Origin of the sequence: Apilactobacillus xinyiensis, assembly GCF_019656235.1 — a bacterium.
Taxonomy (GTDB): Bacteria; Bacillota; Bacilli; order Lactobacillales; family Lactobacillaceae; genus Apilactobacillus; species Apilactobacillus xinyiensis.
This window is the reverse complement of the sequence record NZ_BPLL01000033.1, coordinates 1-17,817: the sequence shown is the minus strand read 5'-3', so window position 1 is coordinate 17,817 and position 17,817 is coordinate 1. Positions and strand designations below refer to the sequence as shown.

At 32.2% G+C, this 17,817-nt stretch carries 17 protein-coding genes; 16 read left to right on the top strand and 1 reads right to left on the bottom strand.

The window, feature by feature from the left end:
• Positions 1-147 precede the first annotated feature (147 nt).
• On the top strand, positions 148-981 hold the full coding sequence (locus K5Q11_RS06850; RefSeq protein WP_220752246.1) for an alkaline phosphatase family protein: 834 nt from the start codon (positions 148-150) through the stop codon (positions 979-981).
• Positions 982-1,075: 94 nt separating this feature from the next.
• On the top strand, positions 1,076-2,326 hold the full coding sequence (locus K5Q11_RS06845; protein ID WP_220752244.1) for a NupC/NupG family nucleoside CNT transporter: 1,251 nt from the start codon (positions 1,076-1,078) through the stop codon (positions 2,324-2,326).
• A 56-nt stretch (positions 2,327-2,382) separates the two neighbouring features.
• Here K5Q11_RS06845 and K5Q11_RS06840 read toward each other — a convergent pair whose 3' ends face one another.
• On the bottom strand, positions 2,383-3,765 hold the full coding sequence (locus tag K5Q11_RS06840) for an aspartate ammonia-lyase (protein ID WP_220752242.1): 1,383 nt from the start codon (positions 3,763-3,765) through the stop codon (positions 2,383-2,385).
• A gap of 276 nt (positions 3,766-4,041) precedes the next feature.
• Here K5Q11_RS06840 and K5Q11_RS06835 point away from each other — a divergent pair, with 276 nt between their 5' ends.
• From K5Q11_RS06835 to K5Q11_RS06770, 14 genes are all read left to right on the top strand, one after another.
• Entirely contained in the window at positions 4,042-5,664 is a 1,623-nt protein-coding gene (locus K5Q11_RS06835) for a glycosyltransferase (RefSeq protein ID WP_220752240.1), read from the top strand.
• Positions 5,665-5,671: 7 nt separating this feature from the next.
• Complete coding sequence (locus K5Q11_RS06830; protein ID WP_220752238.1) at positions 5,672-7,177, top strand: glycosyltransferase; 1,506 nt, start codon at positions 5,672-5,674, stop codon at positions 7,175-7,177.
• Positions 7,178-7,354: 177 nt separating this feature from the next.
• Positions 7,355-8,095, top strand: a complete 741-nt coding sequence (gene rsmG / locus K5Q11_RS06825) for a 16S rRNA (guanine(527)-N(7))-methyltransferase RsmG (protein WP_220752236.1) — start codon at positions 7,355-7,357, stop codon at positions 8,093-8,095.
• A 14-nt stretch (positions 8,096-8,109) separates the two neighbouring features.
• On the top strand, positions 8,110-8,877 hold the full coding sequence (locus K5Q11_RS06820) for a ParA family protein (RefSeq protein ID WP_220728887.1): 768 nt from the start codon (positions 8,110-8,112) through the stop codon (positions 8,875-8,877).
• A complete protein-coding gene (locus K5Q11_RS06815; RefSeq protein WP_220752234.1) occupies positions 8,867-9,736 on the top strand; it encodes a ParB/RepB/Spo0J family partition protein in 870 nt (289 codons plus the stop codon). The genes K5Q11_RS06820 and K5Q11_RS06815 overlap by 11 nt, the downstream gene beginning before the upstream one ends.
• A 14-nt stretch (positions 9,737-9,750) precedes the next feature.
• Positions 9,751-9,936 carry a DUF951 domain-containing protein gene (locus K5Q11_RS06810; RefSeq protein WP_220728885.1) on the top strand — a complete coding sequence of 62 codons (186 nt, stop codon included), beginning with the start codon at positions 9,751-9,753 and terminating at the stop codon, positions 9,934-9,936.
• 28 nt (positions 9,937-9,964) lie between these two features.
• The gene (gene ychF, locus K5Q11_RS06805) at positions 9,965-11,065 is read left to right on the top strand and encodes a redox-regulated ATPase YchF (protein ID WP_220728884.1); all 1,101 of its coding nucleotides are present in this window, start codon (positions 9,965-9,967) and stop codon (positions 11,063-11,065) included.
• 25 nt (positions 11,066-11,090) lie between these two features.
• Positions 11,091-11,816 carry a DUF1129 family protein gene (locus tag K5Q11_RS06800; RefSeq protein WP_220752232.1) on the top strand — a complete coding sequence of 242 codons (726 nt, stop codon included), beginning with the start codon at positions 11,091-11,093 and terminating at the stop codon, positions 11,814-11,816.
• Positions 11,817-11,899: 83 nt separating this feature from the next.
• The gene (gene guaB / locus K5Q11_RS06795) at positions 11,900-13,036 is read left to right on the top strand and encodes an IMP dehydrogenase (protein WP_220752229.1); all 1,137 of its coding nucleotides are present in this window, start codon (positions 11,900-11,902) and stop codon (positions 13,034-13,036) included.
• Positions 13,037-13,172: 136 nt separating this feature from the next.
• Entirely contained in the window at positions 13,173-13,865 is a 693-nt protein-coding gene (locus tag K5Q11_RS06790) for a response regulator (RefSeq protein WP_220728881.1), read from the top strand.
• An 18-nt stretch (positions 13,866-13,883) separates the two neighbouring features.
• A complete protein-coding gene (locus tag K5Q11_RS06785) occupies positions 13,884-15,065 on the top strand; it encodes a sensor histidine kinase (RefSeq protein ID WP_220752227.1) in 1,182 nt (393 codons plus the stop codon).
• A 16-nt stretch (positions 15,066-15,081) separates the two neighbouring features.
• Positions 15,082-16,389, top strand: a complete 1,308-nt coding sequence (locus K5Q11_RS06780; RefSeq protein ID WP_220752225.1) for a D-alanyl-D-alanine carboxypeptidase family protein — start codon at positions 15,082-15,084, stop codon at positions 16,387-16,389.
• A gap of 227 nt (positions 16,390-16,616) precedes the next feature.
• On the top strand, positions 16,617-17,363 hold the full coding sequence (locus K5Q11_RS06775) for an AzlC family ABC transporter permease (RefSeq protein WP_220752248.1): 747 nt from the start codon (positions 16,617-16,619) through the stop codon (positions 17,361-17,363).
• A 29-nt stretch (positions 17,364-17,392) separates the two neighbouring features.
• Entirely contained in the window at positions 17,393-17,725 is a 333-nt protein-coding gene (locus tag K5Q11_RS06770) for an AzlD domain-containing protein (RefSeq protein ID WP_054658634.1), read from the top strand.
• The last annotated feature ends 92 nt before the right edge of the window (positions 17,726-17,817 follow it).

The window sequence follows — 17,817 nt, the reverse complement described above, 5'->3', positions numbered from 1 at the left end:
CACGAAAGTGCTAGACACTATCGTGTAAGTCAGCAGTGTTCCCAGAAGCTCGGTCATTAATGACCGAGTAGTTCACATATTTACTTAATTAATATCTTCTGGTAAAATACTTAGTTAAAAATAAAAATAGATAAGGAGGCATACATGATGGATTTAAATAGAGTAATCGTATTAGATTTAGCTTCACTTGGCATGGGCGAAGGTCCTGATGCTAATCGTTTTAATTCTGTTAATGCTGATACTATTGGTCATTTAGATGCTTCATATGCTGACAGGGTGGTAGTGCCTACTTTAATTGATTTAGGGTTAGGTAATATTCGTTGGGACAACCCATTGGCGCACATACCGGAAGTGCCTGCTAGTCGTGGCTTTTATGGTAAAATGTGCAGTCAAGTAAATTCTGCCCGTGTTAACTCAGGTCTACGTGAGATGTTTGATTTCAATGCTAGCACCCGTACTCTTTCTATTTTTGATTTATTGGCCCGTCAATTTAATAATGTTTCAATTATCGCAAGCTTTGCTAATTATTTGGAAAATCAGAATATTAATAATTCTGTTCAAATTCCAGATGATAGCAAAGCTTTTATTGAATTGTCCAATAAATTAGTTTCACAACATGATGGTTTGATTTATTGTCAACCACCAGAATTGAAAAATTATGCTAATGCCAAGGATGCTGACGGATATGTTCGTCAACTGAACTGGTTAGATGGTAAGATTCAATCATTATGTGAAACCTTAGAAAGAGAAGATTTGTTGATTATCACGGCTAACTTTGCTAATGATCCAACTTATCAAGCGCAGCAATTAACTAGGGAATACCTACCATTGCTAATGTACACTCCTAGCATTGAACATGGTCATTCACTAGGGATAAAACGTTCCTCAGGTGTAATTGCATCTACCATCTTAGATATATTCGGTCTATATAATCCAAAAGTGATGGATAATCCTAGTTTGTTGCACAATTTAGAAAATTAGGGATGTTTAATTTTAAGGAGGTGATTAGCTAGTTTTTATTGTTTGGCAACGTGATTTACAGTTTATGAATTTATAAAGAGAGGAATTTATCATAATGTATCTTTTAGTTAACATTTTAGGTATTTTTGTATTTTTAGGTATTGCGTTACTATTTTCTAAAAACCGTAAGGCGATTAACTGGCGTTCTGTAATTACAGTTTTGGTTTTGAACTTATTTATTGCTTATATTCTTACAGAGTTTGCTTGGGGTCGTGCCGCAGTTAATGCTGCAGCTAATGGATTTGCAGGGTTAGTTCAAGTGGCTAATTCTGGAATTGCTTTTGCATTACCTAGTTGGTTAAGCATGAAATCACCTGATTTTGTAACTTCTGCATTGTTACCAATTTTATTGATTGTGCCAGTGTTTGATATTTTAACTTATATTGGAGTTCTTCCATGGATTATCAAATGGGTTGGTCGTGGTTTAGCATTTATTACTGGTCAACCAAAATTTGAATCATTCTTTGCGGTTGAAATGATGTTTTTAGGTAATACTGAAGCTCTTGCAGTTTCTGGTCTTCAATTAAAACAAATTTCTGCACAACGAAACGTTGTAATTTCAATGATGTCCATGTCATGTGTAACTGCTTCTATCCTAGGAGCATATACTCAAATGGTACCTGGTCAATATGTATTAACTGCGGTTCCTTTGAATATTTTAAACGCAGTTATTATTACTTCAATTCTTAGTCCGGTTAAAGTTACTCCAGAAGAAGACACAATTGCTAAAATGGGTGGATCTTCAGCTAACGATTCAGCTGCTGTAGCTGAAAAAGTTGTTGATGAAAGCAAACCAGCACAAAAAGAACCATTTTTCTCTTTCTTAGGTGATTCTATTTTAGGTGCTGGTAAGTTAATTTTAATTATTACTGCTAATGTTATTGCATTCGTTGCTTTAGCTGCTTTAGTAGATAAAATTTTTGGCTTTATTAATCCTAATTTATCATTAGAACACATTTTAGGAATCATTATGTTCCCATTTGCATGGCTAATGGGTTCAGACGTAAATACTGCATTTAACTTTGCTCAACAAATGGGAACTAAGTTAATCACTAATGAATTCGTAGTTATGGGTAAAGTGAGTCCTCATATTAATGACTTTGCTCCTCACTACCGTGCACAACTAACTGTTTTCTTAACTTCATTCGCTAACCTATCAACAGTTGGAATGATTGTTGGTGCTTTTAAAGGATTAGTTGATCGTGCTAAAAACGATGTTATTTCACACAATGTGGGCTACATGTTACTATCAGGAATCTTAGTTTCATTAATGTCTGCCGGAGTTATTGGTTTATTCGTATGGTAATCAAATAAAAAAGAAGCGATATTTTATCGCTTCTTTTTTGTGTAATCCAGTAATTATTATTGGATTGCACTGTCTTGGTTATCACAGTTAGTCAATATCTCTGGACTAAATAATTTTTCAACCGTTGATTTATCAAGTAAATGTTCTTCTAATACGATATCTTTAACTGATTCGTTATTTTGTAATGCTCTTTTGACAATTTCAGTTGATTTTTCATAACCGAGTTTAGGTGTCAAAATCGTGGCAGTGATAGCAGATTTTTCGATATTCTTTCTATTATATAGTTCATTAATTTGAATATCTTTGAGGCAATTCTCAACTAAAGTGTTAATGGCGTTAGTTAAGTGTGTTTGTGAAGTTAAAATGTCGCGGAACATAATCGGTTCAAAAGCGTTTAATTCTAATTGTCCAGCGCCAGCAGCCATTGATACCGTTAAGTTTTTTCCAATGACTTCAAAAGCGACTTGATTAACGACTTCTGGAATAACAGGATTGATTTTACCAGGCATAATGGATGAACCAGCGGCTCTTTTAGGCAGGGTAATTTCATTTAAACCAGCTTGCGGTCCGCTAGATAATAATCTTAGATCGTTGGCTACCTTTGATAAATTCATGGCTAGTATTTTTAAAGCAGCAGAGAATTCAGCGAATACATCACAGTTTTGCGTGGCATCGATTAAGTCGCTTGCCGGTTGAAGTTGCAAGCCGCTGATTGAACTTAATACGGGAGCTATGTTGTTTTGGTAATAGTTACTAGCGTTTAAACCATTACCAATCGCGGTACCGCCTAAATTGATTTTAGTTAAACTTTTGGCGGCGTTGCGAATTCGTTTATAGTCGCGCTTGAATAATGAAGCATACGCTTGAAAGCTACGACCGTATGTAGTAGGGATGGCATCTTGTAATTGAGTTCGAGCGATTTTAACAGTTTTTTGATGCTTTAGGCTAATTTGAGTAAATTGATTAATTAAATTGTTTATGGCTTCTAATAATTTTGGCGTTAATTTTAACATTGCCATTTTACCTGAAGTAGGGAAAGTGTCATTAGTTGACTGTGATTGATTAACATCATCATTTGGATGAATCTTACGATTAGTCATACGATATGCTAGTTGAGCTACGATTTCATTAACACTCATATTAGTTGAAGTACCAGCACCGCCTTGGATGGCTGGCACGATAAAATCGTGATAATCATGTTCGTTAATTAATTTTTTACAAGCTTTAATGATGGCATTAGCCTTATTTTCTTCTAAAGTTCCAGCTTGATAGTTAACTTTTGCAGCCGCTAATTTAATTTCTAACATACTTTCAATTATTACTGGATTTACTTTTTCATTCGTAATAGGGAAGTTGTTAATAGCACGCATTGAATGAATCCCATATAAAACGTCATCTTCAATTTCCATTTGACCTAAACAATCGTTATCTACTCTCATTTTAGCAGCTCCTATGTTATATTTTATTACATATTTTTATAAATTATAGATGTTTTCTTATGAATAGTCAACACTAAAAACACTACTTTTTAATATAAATCCTTTTAAAACAACGATTTAGAAAGGGTTATTTGATGTTACTTTTTATAACGTTAATTATGAAACAACAAATTAAAAATGTTTAAATTTTATGGATTAATAAGATATAATATTTTATATATTTAAATAAATAGTGTAATATCAATTGTGTGTATTAAATATTTTGGAGGCGATTTCGTGAATTTCTTTATCAATGCAAGGTATAACGAGAAAAATTCAGGGATTGAACATGCTCAAATTAAAAGAGCAAAACTTTTTAGAAATAATAAGGTACCATTTAAGCTTATTTTTAGGGATTGGAATCCTTGTGAGCACTTTTATTTAAATGCTGCTGATATTAAGGATGATGAAATTCTTAATATGTTTGATTTCTTCCAAGAAACAGAAAATTTTGATCATAAAAAGATTAATGTAATGGATATCGATTTTGGAGTTTCTGGTTTGACTTATAACGATGAACCCGATAACCATAGATACATAGTAATGAAAGACAATGCAATTGTTGCTAGAGTTAGATACTTTGATGAAAGTATTAGCAAAGACAAACAAGTTAGTGCAGTTGAATACTTTGATGGCTTTGGAAACTTATATCGTGTTGATTTTTATGATACACGCGGTTTTCAATCAATGGTTGAATGGTATACCCCGGATAATAAAGTTGCCACTGATGTTTGGTATGATACTAAGCATCGTCCAGTTTTAGAAACTTACTATCGTAAAAATGCTAAAGGCAAAATGGAACAATCTAGTTGGAAAATTATTGAAAAAGAAGGCCCCATTAAAATTGTTGACAATATTGACGATGTTGTCTTTGAATTTTTGAATAAGGTGAACGATAAGTACTTCTCAACTAAGGAACCTAATGTATTTGTTTTAGATCGTACTAATGTTGCTGATTGGATGGTTCCTAAGTTACACCGCCCAGCATATTATGTAATGCATTTGCATAATTCACAGGCAGGAGATCCACAAAAGCCAGATACATCCATTCTTAATAATAACTATGAATTTCCATTATTTACTGGTAATGATTATGACGCAATTATTACGGCGACTGAAAAGCAACGTAAAGATGTTATTAGACGTTTTAAACCACTAGCTAAAGTCTTTACCATTTCAGTTGGAATTGTACCCAATGAGCAATTTGAACAGCCTCGGATTCCAATGAGTGCTAGAAAACAAAATAGTATTTTAGCAACTGCTCGTATTGCTCCAGAAAAACAATTTGGTGATTTAGTATCAGCGATGGGAATTGCTAAAAAAGAAATTCCAGATATTAGTTTAGATTTGTATGGATATTTAGACCACTCACAAGATAATCGTGCTAAAAAAGAAATTGATAAAGCCATTAAGAAATACGACTTAAAAGATCAAGTTCACATTCACGGTTACACCAAAGATGTAGCTAAGATTCAAAATCAATATCAAATTTATGGATTAACTTCAATTATGGAAGGATTTAACTTAGCTCTAATGGAAGCTACTTCTCGTGGTGAAGTTGGTGTCACTTATGACGTTAATTATGGACCAAATGAATTGGTCCAAAATGAACAAAATGGTTATGTTGTTGACTATGGTGATTACAAAGCACTTGGTGAAAAATTAATTTATCTATTCAAGCATAAGGATGTTTTACAAAAAATGTCTGATGCTTCATATGATTTAGCCAAAAGATATTCTGAAGAAAGTGTCTGGAATGAATGGAAATCATTATTAGATGATGCTAAATCAGGATGGAGTACCAAACTCAACGACTATAGAGAACCAATTAAGCACGGCTTAAATCAAATGGAGGAGTAGATATTTTATGTATTATTTTGTGAATGAAAACATATTTACTTTTAATTCAGGAACTGAATTCTCTGCAATTAATCGTCAACAGATGTTTAAAAAACAAGGTGTAAAATCTAAAATTATAACCAGAAATTATAATAGTCGTTTACATTCTGATATTAAAGATCATGGATTAAAAGACGAAGATATTTTATCTATGTATGATTTTTTTCAAAATGCTACTGACATTAAGGTTAAACATAATAAGTTAAGATATTCGAATATTATTGATAAGCGTAATTACCATATTGTTTTTATTGATAGTAATAGCTCTTTAATTAAATATCATGGAAACACAGTTGCCAAAGTCATTATAGCTCCTGCTACTTTAGGAGAAATAGGAATGATTGTTTATTATGATAGATTTGGCAATGAAACCAGCAAAGATATCTATGATTCAAGAGGATTTAAGTCTAAAACAATTTATTTTCATCCAAATGGTGAAACTGGTCACGAATTAATTTACAATATAAGTGGTGAGCCAGTTATTGAAATTACTCATATGTTTATAGAGGGGAAAGTTTTTCCTACAATGTATAAACTAATTAACTATAAAGGCAAAAATGTAAGATTCAATACAGAAAATGAATTATTTACATTTTTCATGGAAGAAATTTTATCTGACAAAAAGGATATACTTATAAATGATCGTCCTAGCTTAATAGAAGCAGTTGCTAATGTTGATACTGACTGCAATAAATATCAAGTATTACATGGTGCACATACAACTGATGCAAATCTTGGCGGAAGTAATGATGGAAAAGTTTATGAAAATTTACGTCCATTATTTAGCAAATTCTTAAATTGTTATAAAGGAATAATTGTTTCTACTGATTTACAAAAACATGATTTGCAAAAGTTCTTTAATAACATAGAAATATTTAGTATTTCAGACTTTGCGGTTAATTATATTGAACCTTCAAGTGTTAAAAATGATAAAAGCAGCAATAAAGAAATGCTATACATTGGAAGACTTTTTGAAGATTGTCATATTGAACATTTGTTAAAAATTACACAATTTGTTAAGGCTGAGTTTAAAGATGTTAAATTACATCTTGTTGGGTATTTTGAATCTGATGATTATTCTAAAAAGATAAAGAAACAAATTAAAGATATGAAATTGGAAAATAACGTTATTATTGAGGGTTATAAATTAGGTAAGGATAAAGAGAAGTTATACCAAACATCTGATGTGGTGATTTCAGCTCGAAATTCAGATGCTTTAGGAATATCCATGTTGGAATCCTTTTCTTATGGAAAGCCATTTATTTGCTATGATGTTAATTATGGTCCTAGAGAATTTATTAAGAATGGTGAAAATGGGTATCTTGTTACACAAGGTAAGTTCCATAAATTCGCTGCCAATATTATTGAAGTAATGAAAAATTCAGATAAAATGAATAATAGTGATTACTACAAAAAATTAATTGATTTGTTTAGTTATAAAAAAGTAATTGAATCATGGAAAAAATTAGTATAATAAAAAATAGTCTAGCTTTATGCTAGGCTATTTTTTTGTGTAAAATTAATGACTAAGTAATTAATTATTAGTTATAATATAGTAGAATATTTATATGTTATTGTTATTGCAGTTTAATTAAGTTAAAGTTATATATGTAAGTGAAACAAAATGTTTCATAAAAGTAGGAGAATTTTAATGAATCCAGAACAATTTAAACAAGCTTTGTTAGAAAAGGGCATTGAGCTTACGGCAAAGCAACTTGATCAATTTAATCAATATTATGAATTATTAGTTAGCACAAATGAACATGTTAACTTAACAACGATTACTGATAAAAAAGAAGTTTACTTAAAGCATTTTTATGATTCTATTACTCCGGCTTTTTTTACCCCAGCATTGCGTAGTGATAATTTATCAATTTGTGATGTAGGTGCTGGAGCTGGATTTCCATCAATACCATTAAAAATAGTTTTTCCTAATTTAGAGGTTAGTATCATTGACTCGTTGAATAAGAGAATTAATTTTTTAGATAATTTGGTAAAAACATTAGGCCTAAAGGGCGTGCATTTATATCATGCTCGTGCCGAAGAATTTGGTGGAAAACGTTCGAAATACCGTGAAAGCTTTGATGTAGTGACTGCACGTGCGGTTGCTAGAATGACCGTTTTATCTGAACTATGTTTATCCTTAGTTAAACAAGGCGGTCAAATGATTGCTTTGAAAGCTTTACAAGCAGAAAATGAAATTAATAATGCTAAACAAGCGATTGGTACGCTAGGAGCTAAACTATCTTTGGATCAAGAATTTAACTTACCAATTTCCAATGATGTACGTCACATTGTGGTGCTAGATAAAGTTAAACCAACTCCAAAGCAATATCCACGTAAGGCGGGAACTCCGAATAAAAAACCAATTGGTGAAAAAATAGATAAATAAGGAGGGAAATACGAATGGGTTATGTTATTGCATTAGCTAATCAAAAAGGTGGTGTTGGTAAAACCACTACTTCCGTAAATTTAGGTGCCGACTTAACTAATTTAGGTAAGTCAGTATTATTAGTTGATGCGGATGCTCAAGGAAATGCAACTTCCGGAATTGGAATCAAAAAATCGCATATCGATAAAGATATATATGATGTTTTAGTGAATGAAGAACCAATAAAAAATGTTATTTTGCATTCACAACATGAAGGTTTAGACATTGTTCCAGCAACGATTCAGTTGTCTGGTGCTGATGTGGAGTTAACTCCACAAATGGCTCGTGAGGTACGATTAGCAGATGCAATTAAAACTATTAAAGATGACTATGATTACATACTCATTGATTGTCCACCTTCACTAGGTTTAATTACTATCAATGCATTTACTGCTAGTGATTCGATTTTGATTCCAGTCCAAAGTGAATATTATGCTTTGGAAGGTTTGAGTCAACTGTTGAACACAGTTAAATTAGTGCAAAAACATTTTAATCCGGATCTAAAAATTGAGGGAGTGCTCTTAACTATGTTTGATGCACGGACTAATTTGGGGAATCAAGTTAACAAAGAAGTTCGTGAATATTTTAAAGATAGTGTTTATAAAACAATTATTCCTCGAAATGTAAGATTGTCCGAAGCACCTAGTTATGGATTACCAATTATTGATTATGATGCTAATTCTAAAGGTGCAAAGTTATATATGGAACTAGCAAAGGAAGTGTTAGCTGCCCATGAAGAATAAGGGTTTAGGTAGAGGGATTGAAGCTTTATTTTCCGACAATGAATTTAATGCTGATGAAGAAGAACAAGTTGTAGATTTATCATTATCTAAGTTGCGTGCTAATCCATTTCAACCACGTAACGAATTCGACACGGATGCTTTAAATGATTTAGCTGAATCTATTAAGAAGTCGGGAGTTTTCCAACCAATTATCGTCAGAGTAGATAAGACGCATACTAATGCATATCAAATTTTGGCTGGTGAGCGACGTTTCAGGGCATCTAAGTTAGCCGGTAAAGATAGCATTCCGGCAATCATCAGAACTATTTCTGATGAGCAAATGATGGAAATAGCTATACTAGAAAATTTACAGCGTGAAGATTTAAGTTCGATGGAAGAAGCTGAAGCGTATGCCAGTTTAATGGATAATTTACATCTAACGCAAGCACAAGTTGCACAAAGATTAGGTAAATCACGTCCATACATCGCTAACTATTTACGTTTGTTAAAGTTACCATATGAGGTTCAAGAGTTATTAAAAGCTAATAAATTATCAATGGGACAAGCTAGAACGTTATTAGCCATCAAAGATAAAAATAAATTAGTTAAACTAGCACTTGAAACCGTAGCCAAAGATTTAACCGTGCGTCAATTAGAAAAAATGATTAATGATGATCAAAAAAAGACTAGTGCTACCACTAAATCACATGTTAAAAAATCACCATTTGTACGTGATACGGAACAACAGCTACGTGATTTATTTGGTACTTCGGTTTTGGTAAATGAAAACAATGGTGGCAGAGGTAAAATAGAAATTGATTATAGTTCTAATCAAGATTTAAATCGTATTTTACAGATTTTAAATATTAGTTTAGATTAAGGAGTGAGCATTTTATGTATGATTTGCATGATGTTGTTGAAATGAAGAAGCCACATCCTTGTGGTACAAATTCATGGGAAATTATTCGTATGGGCGCTGATATTAAACTTGAATGTCAAAATTGTGGCCACATTATAATGCTTTCACGCCGTGAGTTTGAAAAGAAAATGAAAAAAGTTTTAAAGAAAGCTGAAAAATAAATATTTTATAGAAAGAGTGAGTAAAGTTATGGCATTAACAGCCGGAATAGTCGGTTTACCTAACGTTGGTAAATCAACATTATTTAACGCAATTACTAAAGCAGGGGCAGAAATGGCTAATTATCCATTCGCAACCATTGACCCCAATGTAGGGATGGTTGAAGTTCCTGATACACGATTAGATCGTATCCAAGAATTAATTCCTGCTAAAAAAATTGTTCCTACCACTTTTGAATTTACTGATATTGCTGGAATAGTTAAAGGTGCTAGTAAAGGTGAAGGTTTAGGTAACAAGTTCTTAGAAAATATTCGCCAAGTAGATGCAATTGTACACGTTGTCAGAGCCTTTGATGATGACAACATTACTCATGTTACTGGTAAAGTTGATCCAGTTGATGATATTCAAACTATTAATTTAGAATTAGGGATTGCTGATTTAGATGCTGTTAACAAACGTTTGGGTAAAGTTCAACGTGCGGCTAAAGGAAAAGATGAAGAGGCATTAGCTGAATTAGCAGTATTAAATAAAATTAAACCAGTACTAGAAGCTGGTAAGCCAGTTCGTTCTATTGACTTTGATGAAGATGAGCAAAAAATTGTTAAGAGTTTCTTTTTGTTAACTTCTAAACCAGTGCTATATGTAGCTAACGTTTCAGAAGATGATATGGCTGATCCTACAGCATCTAAATATTTCCAACAAGTTAAAGATTTTGCTGAAAGTGAAGGCGAACAAGCAATTGGAATTGCCGCTGAAACTGAAGAAGAAATTGCTGAATTAGATGATGATGATAAAAAGGACTTCCTTGAAGCTGAAGGGGTAGAAGAACCAGGTTTAAATAAGCTAATTCGTGCTTCATATAAACTATTAGGTTTAGAAACTTTCTTCACTGCTGGTGGTAAAGAAACGAAGGCATGGACTTACTTAAAAGGTACTAAAGCTCCACAAGCTGCCGGAATTATTCATTCAGACTTCGAACGTGGATTCATTAGAGCTGAAGTAATGGCTTTTGATGATTTGGATAAATTGGGTAGTGAACAAGCGGTTAAAGAAGCTGGGAAGTTACGAGTTGAAGGTAAAGATTACGTTATGAACGATGGTGACATAGTTAACTTTAGATTTAACGTTTAATCAAGTAAGGTAGGAGTTTAATTTTATGGCTGAAAAACGTAATGCACACGTGAAACAAAATCGTACTAATGTGCATAAACAAGAACGTAGTGAATTTGACAATTTAGGTTTAACTAAAAAGAATGCTGATTATATGTTCCGTTTCAATCGTGAACTAACTACAACTAAGTTAGATGCTGAAAAGAAATCAAACATTATTCGCCAAATGGTCAAAGAATTATTGGATTCACAAAAGAATGGGGTAACTGCTAGAGGACTTTATGGTACTGTTTCGCAAAGAATTAACGCTGTATTGAATCCACCTAAAAAACCAGTGGATTTTAAAGCTAATTTTTGGCCCAACGCAGTTTACAACGCATTAGCCTTTTACATTATATTTAATGTTTTATATGGTGTAATGTTACTAATTAATCGTAGTCAAGCAGCATATAATCAAGCGATGGGAATTGTATCCATCACATTGATTGCAATTGTTGTGGGAATTGGAATGCCATTAATTTATAACATGATGGATATGAATGTTAAACATAAGTACAATGGTTGGATGCGCGCGTTATTCATTATTTTGATATTTATGGGATGGATTGTGATGTTTACAATATCATCACTTATTCCGAGAGGAATCAATCCAGTGGTAAACCCATATGTTAACTTTGGATTAGCAGTTATATCCATAGCAGCTGCAATTTACACTTATCATAAATATGATATAACAGTTAATTTCTTAGCTCCTAGAGCTGTTAAAAAATAAATATAAAAGCAAAGTAGAGTTGAATTACTTTGCTTTTTTTGCTATATTGAAAGATAAAAATAAATAAAGGAGTTTCTGCCGATATGTCTAATTGGGATACTAAGTTTGCGAAACAAGGAATAACTTTTGATGATGTTTTACTCATTCCAGCCGAAAGTCACGTGTTACCTAACGAGGTTGACTTGAGTGTTCAATTAGCTGATAACTTAAAATTGAACGTACCATTCTTGAGTGCAAGTATGGATACAGTTACTGAAGCACCAATGGCTATTATGATGGCACAATTGGGTGGATTAGGTGTAATCCACAAAAATATGATTATTAAGGATCAAGCTACTGAAGTGGCTAAAGTAAAAGCAGTTGAAAAGGATGCTAAATATCCTAATGCCGCTGTAGATGCTAATAATCATCTACTATGTGCTGCAGCAGTTGGTGTAACTTCAGATACGTTCGAACGTGCAGAAGCTTTATTTAATGCCGGTGCAGATGCAATTATTATTGATACCGCTCATGGTCATTCTGCCGGTGTACTACGTAAAATTAAAGAAATTCGTGAAAAATTTGCTGACAAAACTTTAATCGCTGGTAATGTTGCTACTGAAGCCGGTGCAGATGCATTGTTTGAAGCTGGTGTAGATGTAGTTAAAGTTGGAATCGGTCCAGGCTCCATTTGTACCACTCGTGTTGTTGCAGGGGTAGGAGTTCCACAAATTACAGCTGTTAATGATGCTGCTAAAGCTGCTAGAAAATGGCATAAACCAATCATTGCCGATGGTGGAATTAAGTATTCTGGTGATGCTGTAAAGGCCTTAGCTGCTGGTGGAAATGCAGTTATGCTTGGTGGAATGTTATCAGGTACTGACGAAGCACCGGGTGAAATTTTTGAAGAAAACGGTGTTAAGTTTAAGGCTTACCGTGGAATGGGTAGTTTAGGTGCCATGGAACACGGTTCAGCTGATCGTTACTTCCAAGGTGAAGTTAATGAAGCTAAAAAATTAGTTCCTGAAGGTATTGAAGCTCGTGTTGAATACAAAGGTTCAGCCGCTGGGGTTATTTTCCAAATGGCTGGGGGTCTCCGAGCTGGAATGGGATATACAGGTAGCAAGAATATTAAAGATATGATTGAAAATGCTCAATTTGTTCAAATTACTAACGCTGGTTTAATTGAATCGCATCCACATGATGTTCAAATTACTAAAGCAGCACCAAATTACAAATAATAAAAAAGAGTTAGACTTTTGTCTAACTCTTTTTTATTATTAATTTAAAGTCACGTTGTATTAACTGACTTAATAAATACAATCTGTTATTATTGAGCTATATAGTTTAATTATAATAGTTAAGGAAGAATAATTTATGAAAATTTTAGTTGTAGATGACGATAAAGAAATTGCTCAATTATTAGAAATATATATAAAAAATGAAGGCTACGATACGATTTCTGCAAATGATGGTGAAGAAGCATTGTCATTGCTTAGAACTGAACCAGATATTGGATTAATGATTTTAGATATCATGATGCCTAAAATGAATGGTTTAGAAGTTATGAAAGAAGTTAGAAGAGATTCACAAATTCCAATTATTGTGCTATCTGCAAAAACTGCTGATATGGATAAAATTCAAGGATTAATTAGTGGTGCTGATGACTATGTTACTAAACCCTTTAATCCATTAGAAATGATGGCTAGAGTTCGTTCATTATTACGTCGTTCAGAAAATCAAGTAACTAGTAATAAGCCCGATATTTTAGATATTGGTTCATTAAAAATTAATAAAGACTCACATGAAGTTAAAACACGTGATGATGATTCTGTACAATTAACTGCTTTAGAATTTGGTATATTGTACTTATTAGCTAGTCATCCTAATCGAGTTTTCTCTGCTAACGAGATTTTTGAAAGGGTATGGCGTCAAGAAAGTATTGTTTCAGCTAAAACTGTTATGGTGCACGTTAGTCATTTGAGAGATAAAATTGAAGAAGCTACCCATGGTGAAAAAGTTATTCAAACTGTTTGGGGTGTAGGTTACAAAATTGAATCTATGAATTAGCCAAAGAGGGTAGTATTTATGAAATTAACGACTCGCGAAAAAATGACTTTAGTGGGTGAAGGTATAATTACCCTGATTCTCTTGATAATTGTAAATTTAGCGGTTTTAGTTATTATGAATGATACTATTCAAGATAATCCAGGCATTCGTAGTGGAATTTTTATTATTAAGCAATCGGTTGCTATTGGTCCAATGCATTTAAAAATTTGGAGTTGGGCCAATATATTTATGTTTATATTTGCCACCTTTGATGTGTTTGTTATTTATTGGCGATTATTGCGCAGATATCATCAAATGCAAACTACACATATTATTAAAGAAGTGCACTATATTGCTGCTGGTCATTTTGATCATCGAATTCCGTTTGAACTTAAGAACGGTCAGCAACAAAAATTTATTAGAAGTATTAATGCCTTAGTTGATAGTGTAATTGCTTCAATGGATGAAGAACGTAATTTAGAAAAGTCAAAAGACAAAATGATTGCTAATGTTTCACATGATATTCGTACACCGCTGACTTCAATTATTGGGTATCTAAGTTTATTAGAAAATAAACAGTATCGTTCGATGGAAGAAGTCTTAAAATATACCCATATTGCATTTGTTAAATCCAAACAAATGAAAGAATTAGCAGATGATTTATTTGAATATACTAAGGTTAGTCACACGACTTCTACACCTTTTAACAAGACAATAATTAATGTTGGCGATATGTTAGATCAAATGGCAGTAAGCTTTGAATGGGAAACGGTTAATAATAAAATGAATTTGATATCCAACTCTAAAGAAAATGATGTCAAAATTGAAGCTGATCCAGAAAAATTGGCTAGAGCTATTAATAATTTAATAACTAATGCTTTTAAGTATGGTAATGATGGACACAACATTTTTTTAAGTTGCCATAAAGTTTCAGATAAAGAAATAACCATAACAGTCGCTAATGATGGCAACAAAATACCAAAAGAGTCCCTTAACAAATTATTTAATCGTTTCTATCGAGTTGATAGTTCAAGAAACACTAAAACAGGTGGAACTGGTTTAGGATTAGCAATTGTGCAAAGTGTAGTAGATTTGCATAATGGTTATACTGATGTAACTTCAAACGATGAATTAACATCATTTATTATTCATTTACCTATAAATCACAAAGATAAGTTGATAGATCCTAATAGGTTAGCTAAAATTAATAGTAATAACTAAGTGAAGAGGGATGTAAATGAATAATAAAAAAAGCATTATTATTGCTTTTTGTGTCTTCTTTTGTTTCATTTTTGGAATTTCTACGATAACTTTAGCTAACTCTAAAAATGTTTCAAATGCTGATTTAGGTTTAAATGTAAAATCTGCGATTGCAGTAGATCCAAAAACGCATCAAGTTTTGTATTCTAAAAACATTAATGAAACATTACCAATTGCGTCAATAACTAAATTGCTCACCGTTTATATGGTTTTAAACGAGATTCATTCGCATAAACTAAACTGGAACGATAAAGTGTCAATCTCTAAAGATTTGCAAAGTTTCAGTTTAGATAATACATATGCAAACGTGCCATTAGTGAGTGGTCACACTTACACAATTAAACAGTTATATGAAGCTGCCTTAGTGTACTCTGCTAATGGAGCTGCTTTAGCTTTAGGTAATAAAATTTCAAATAATGACCCTAATAAATTAGTTAAAATGATGTATTTTGAGGCTAAAAAAATGGGGATTAGAAATGCCAAATTTTATAATGCTTGTGGCTTAAAAAACGGTGAAGTTGGCTCAATGGGAATAAAAACTGCTTCCTATGATTCAGAAAATGTAATGTCGGCTAAAGATTTGGCTATTTTAGCTAGTCATTTAATTAATCAATATCCAGAAGTTCTTAATATAACCAAACAAAAATCAATTAACTTTAATGGTAAAAAACTGTCTAATTGGGATTTAATGTTAAATGGAGAATCTCAAGCTATTCCTGGAATAAAAGTTGATGGTTTAAAAACGGGAACTTCTAATGCTGGTGGCGCTAATTTTGTAGGAACCGGAGTCAATCAAGGTCATAGAATAGTAACCGTAGTAATGCATGCTAAAAATGATTATACTTATGATCCAGCAAGATTTATAGAGACATCAAAGTTAATGCAGTATGTATTTAATAATTATGATTTTTATAATTTTAAACGCGGTCAAAGTGCTGACAGTTTAAAATCTGTTTTGCATAATGATAACAATTTTGCTGATTATGTGAATGTTCCGAATGGTAAAAGTATGATAATGCCATTATTGTTTTCAGAAAATTATGATATTTGGGTTCCTAAAAATAATAAAATTTCCGGAACCCAACTTAATATAGCTTCAAACGTTAAATATAAAAACGGTGTAAATGCACCAATTAAAAAATTTCAACCATTGGCTAGAATGAATTTAAATAATATTTCATTTTTAAATAGTGATAATAGCCAACCGATTATGATGGCTGCCAATTCAGATGATAAGGCTAATGTATTTGTTCGTATGTGGCGTGAAATCACTAGTTGGTTCTAATTAAATATTTTAAGTTTTCTCTGGATAAAATTCTATGAGAAAACTTTTTTATATGTTGTATTGTTGATATCAAAAATTATATAGTTCATAATACCATTGTGTATTTACCTATTAATTTATGTTGCTTTTGAGTTATAATAGATAAGAATTGATTAATTTTAATTTATTATTAAATCGGAGGAATACGTTTGACTAAAGAAGTAAATGATCCAAGTACTCCCAATTGGATGAAAAACTTAAAAGTTTCAATGCCTTTAAATTTAAGTTACATACCAATCGGATTAGCTTGCGGAATATTACTGCACGCAGCCGGTTTTAATACTTATTTAACAGCATTGGTTTCTATTATGATTTTTTCTGGGGGAGCTCAATTTTTGATAGCTTCAATGTTAGTTATTGAAGCTCCACTATTATCGATTGTTTTAATGCTATTTTTCTTAGAGTTAAGATATGCCTTTTTAGGTTCTAGTTTATCCAAGTATTTACAAGGACAAAGTAATCGATTTACATTTCTTTTTGCCGCGTCATTAAATGACGAAAATTATGCTATTAATTATTTAAAATTTTCAACCGATAAAAAATGGACACCAAATGATGCCTTACAAGTGGAGCACTATTCACTACTATTTTGGACAATTAGTAATATCATTGGTAGTTTTATTGGTTCGGCCTTGCATATTAATTTAACGATTGTCCATTTCGCACTAACTGCTTTGTTTATATACATGATAGTTATGCAATTAAAGAGTTTATTAAAATTATTTGTAATGGTTATTACAGTTGGACTAGCTATTTTCTTTATGTTGTTAATTAAATCAACTCTAGGTTTAGTTGCATCTACCTTATTAGCTTCTTTTATCGGATATTCAATTGAATCTTATATTCGTAAAAGAGATCCTAAATATCGTAAAAATAGATGGTTAAGGCTGTTTAAAAATCCAGCAGGAACCCCAATGGATGATTCAGACGAATAATATATAGTTAAAGTTATAGGAGAAATTTTATGGAGTGGAATTCTACACAACATTTTTGGTTAATAATGCTTAGCTTTTTGGTAGCTTTAATTCCTCGATTTGTTCCCTTAGCATTTTTTAGAACTAGAAAAATTCCTAAGTGGTTTAACGAATGGATGAATTATGTTCCAATTGCTTTATTTACTTCTTTGGTCGTTAAAGATTTATGTATAACATCTACGTATACATTTTCAATCGCTGATAAACTACCAGAACTAATTTCGGCAGTAATCGTTTTTGCAATTGCTTATTGGACTAGATCAATGGCTATTTCAGTTGTGGTTGGTTTGGCCTCAGTGTTTTTGATTGCTTTTATAATATAAAAAAGACCCTCAAAAGTGTACCGCCTTAAAAAAGTTAGACATAATATCTAATTTTTTAAGGCGGTTTTTTTATGTCAAAATATTCAACTAAA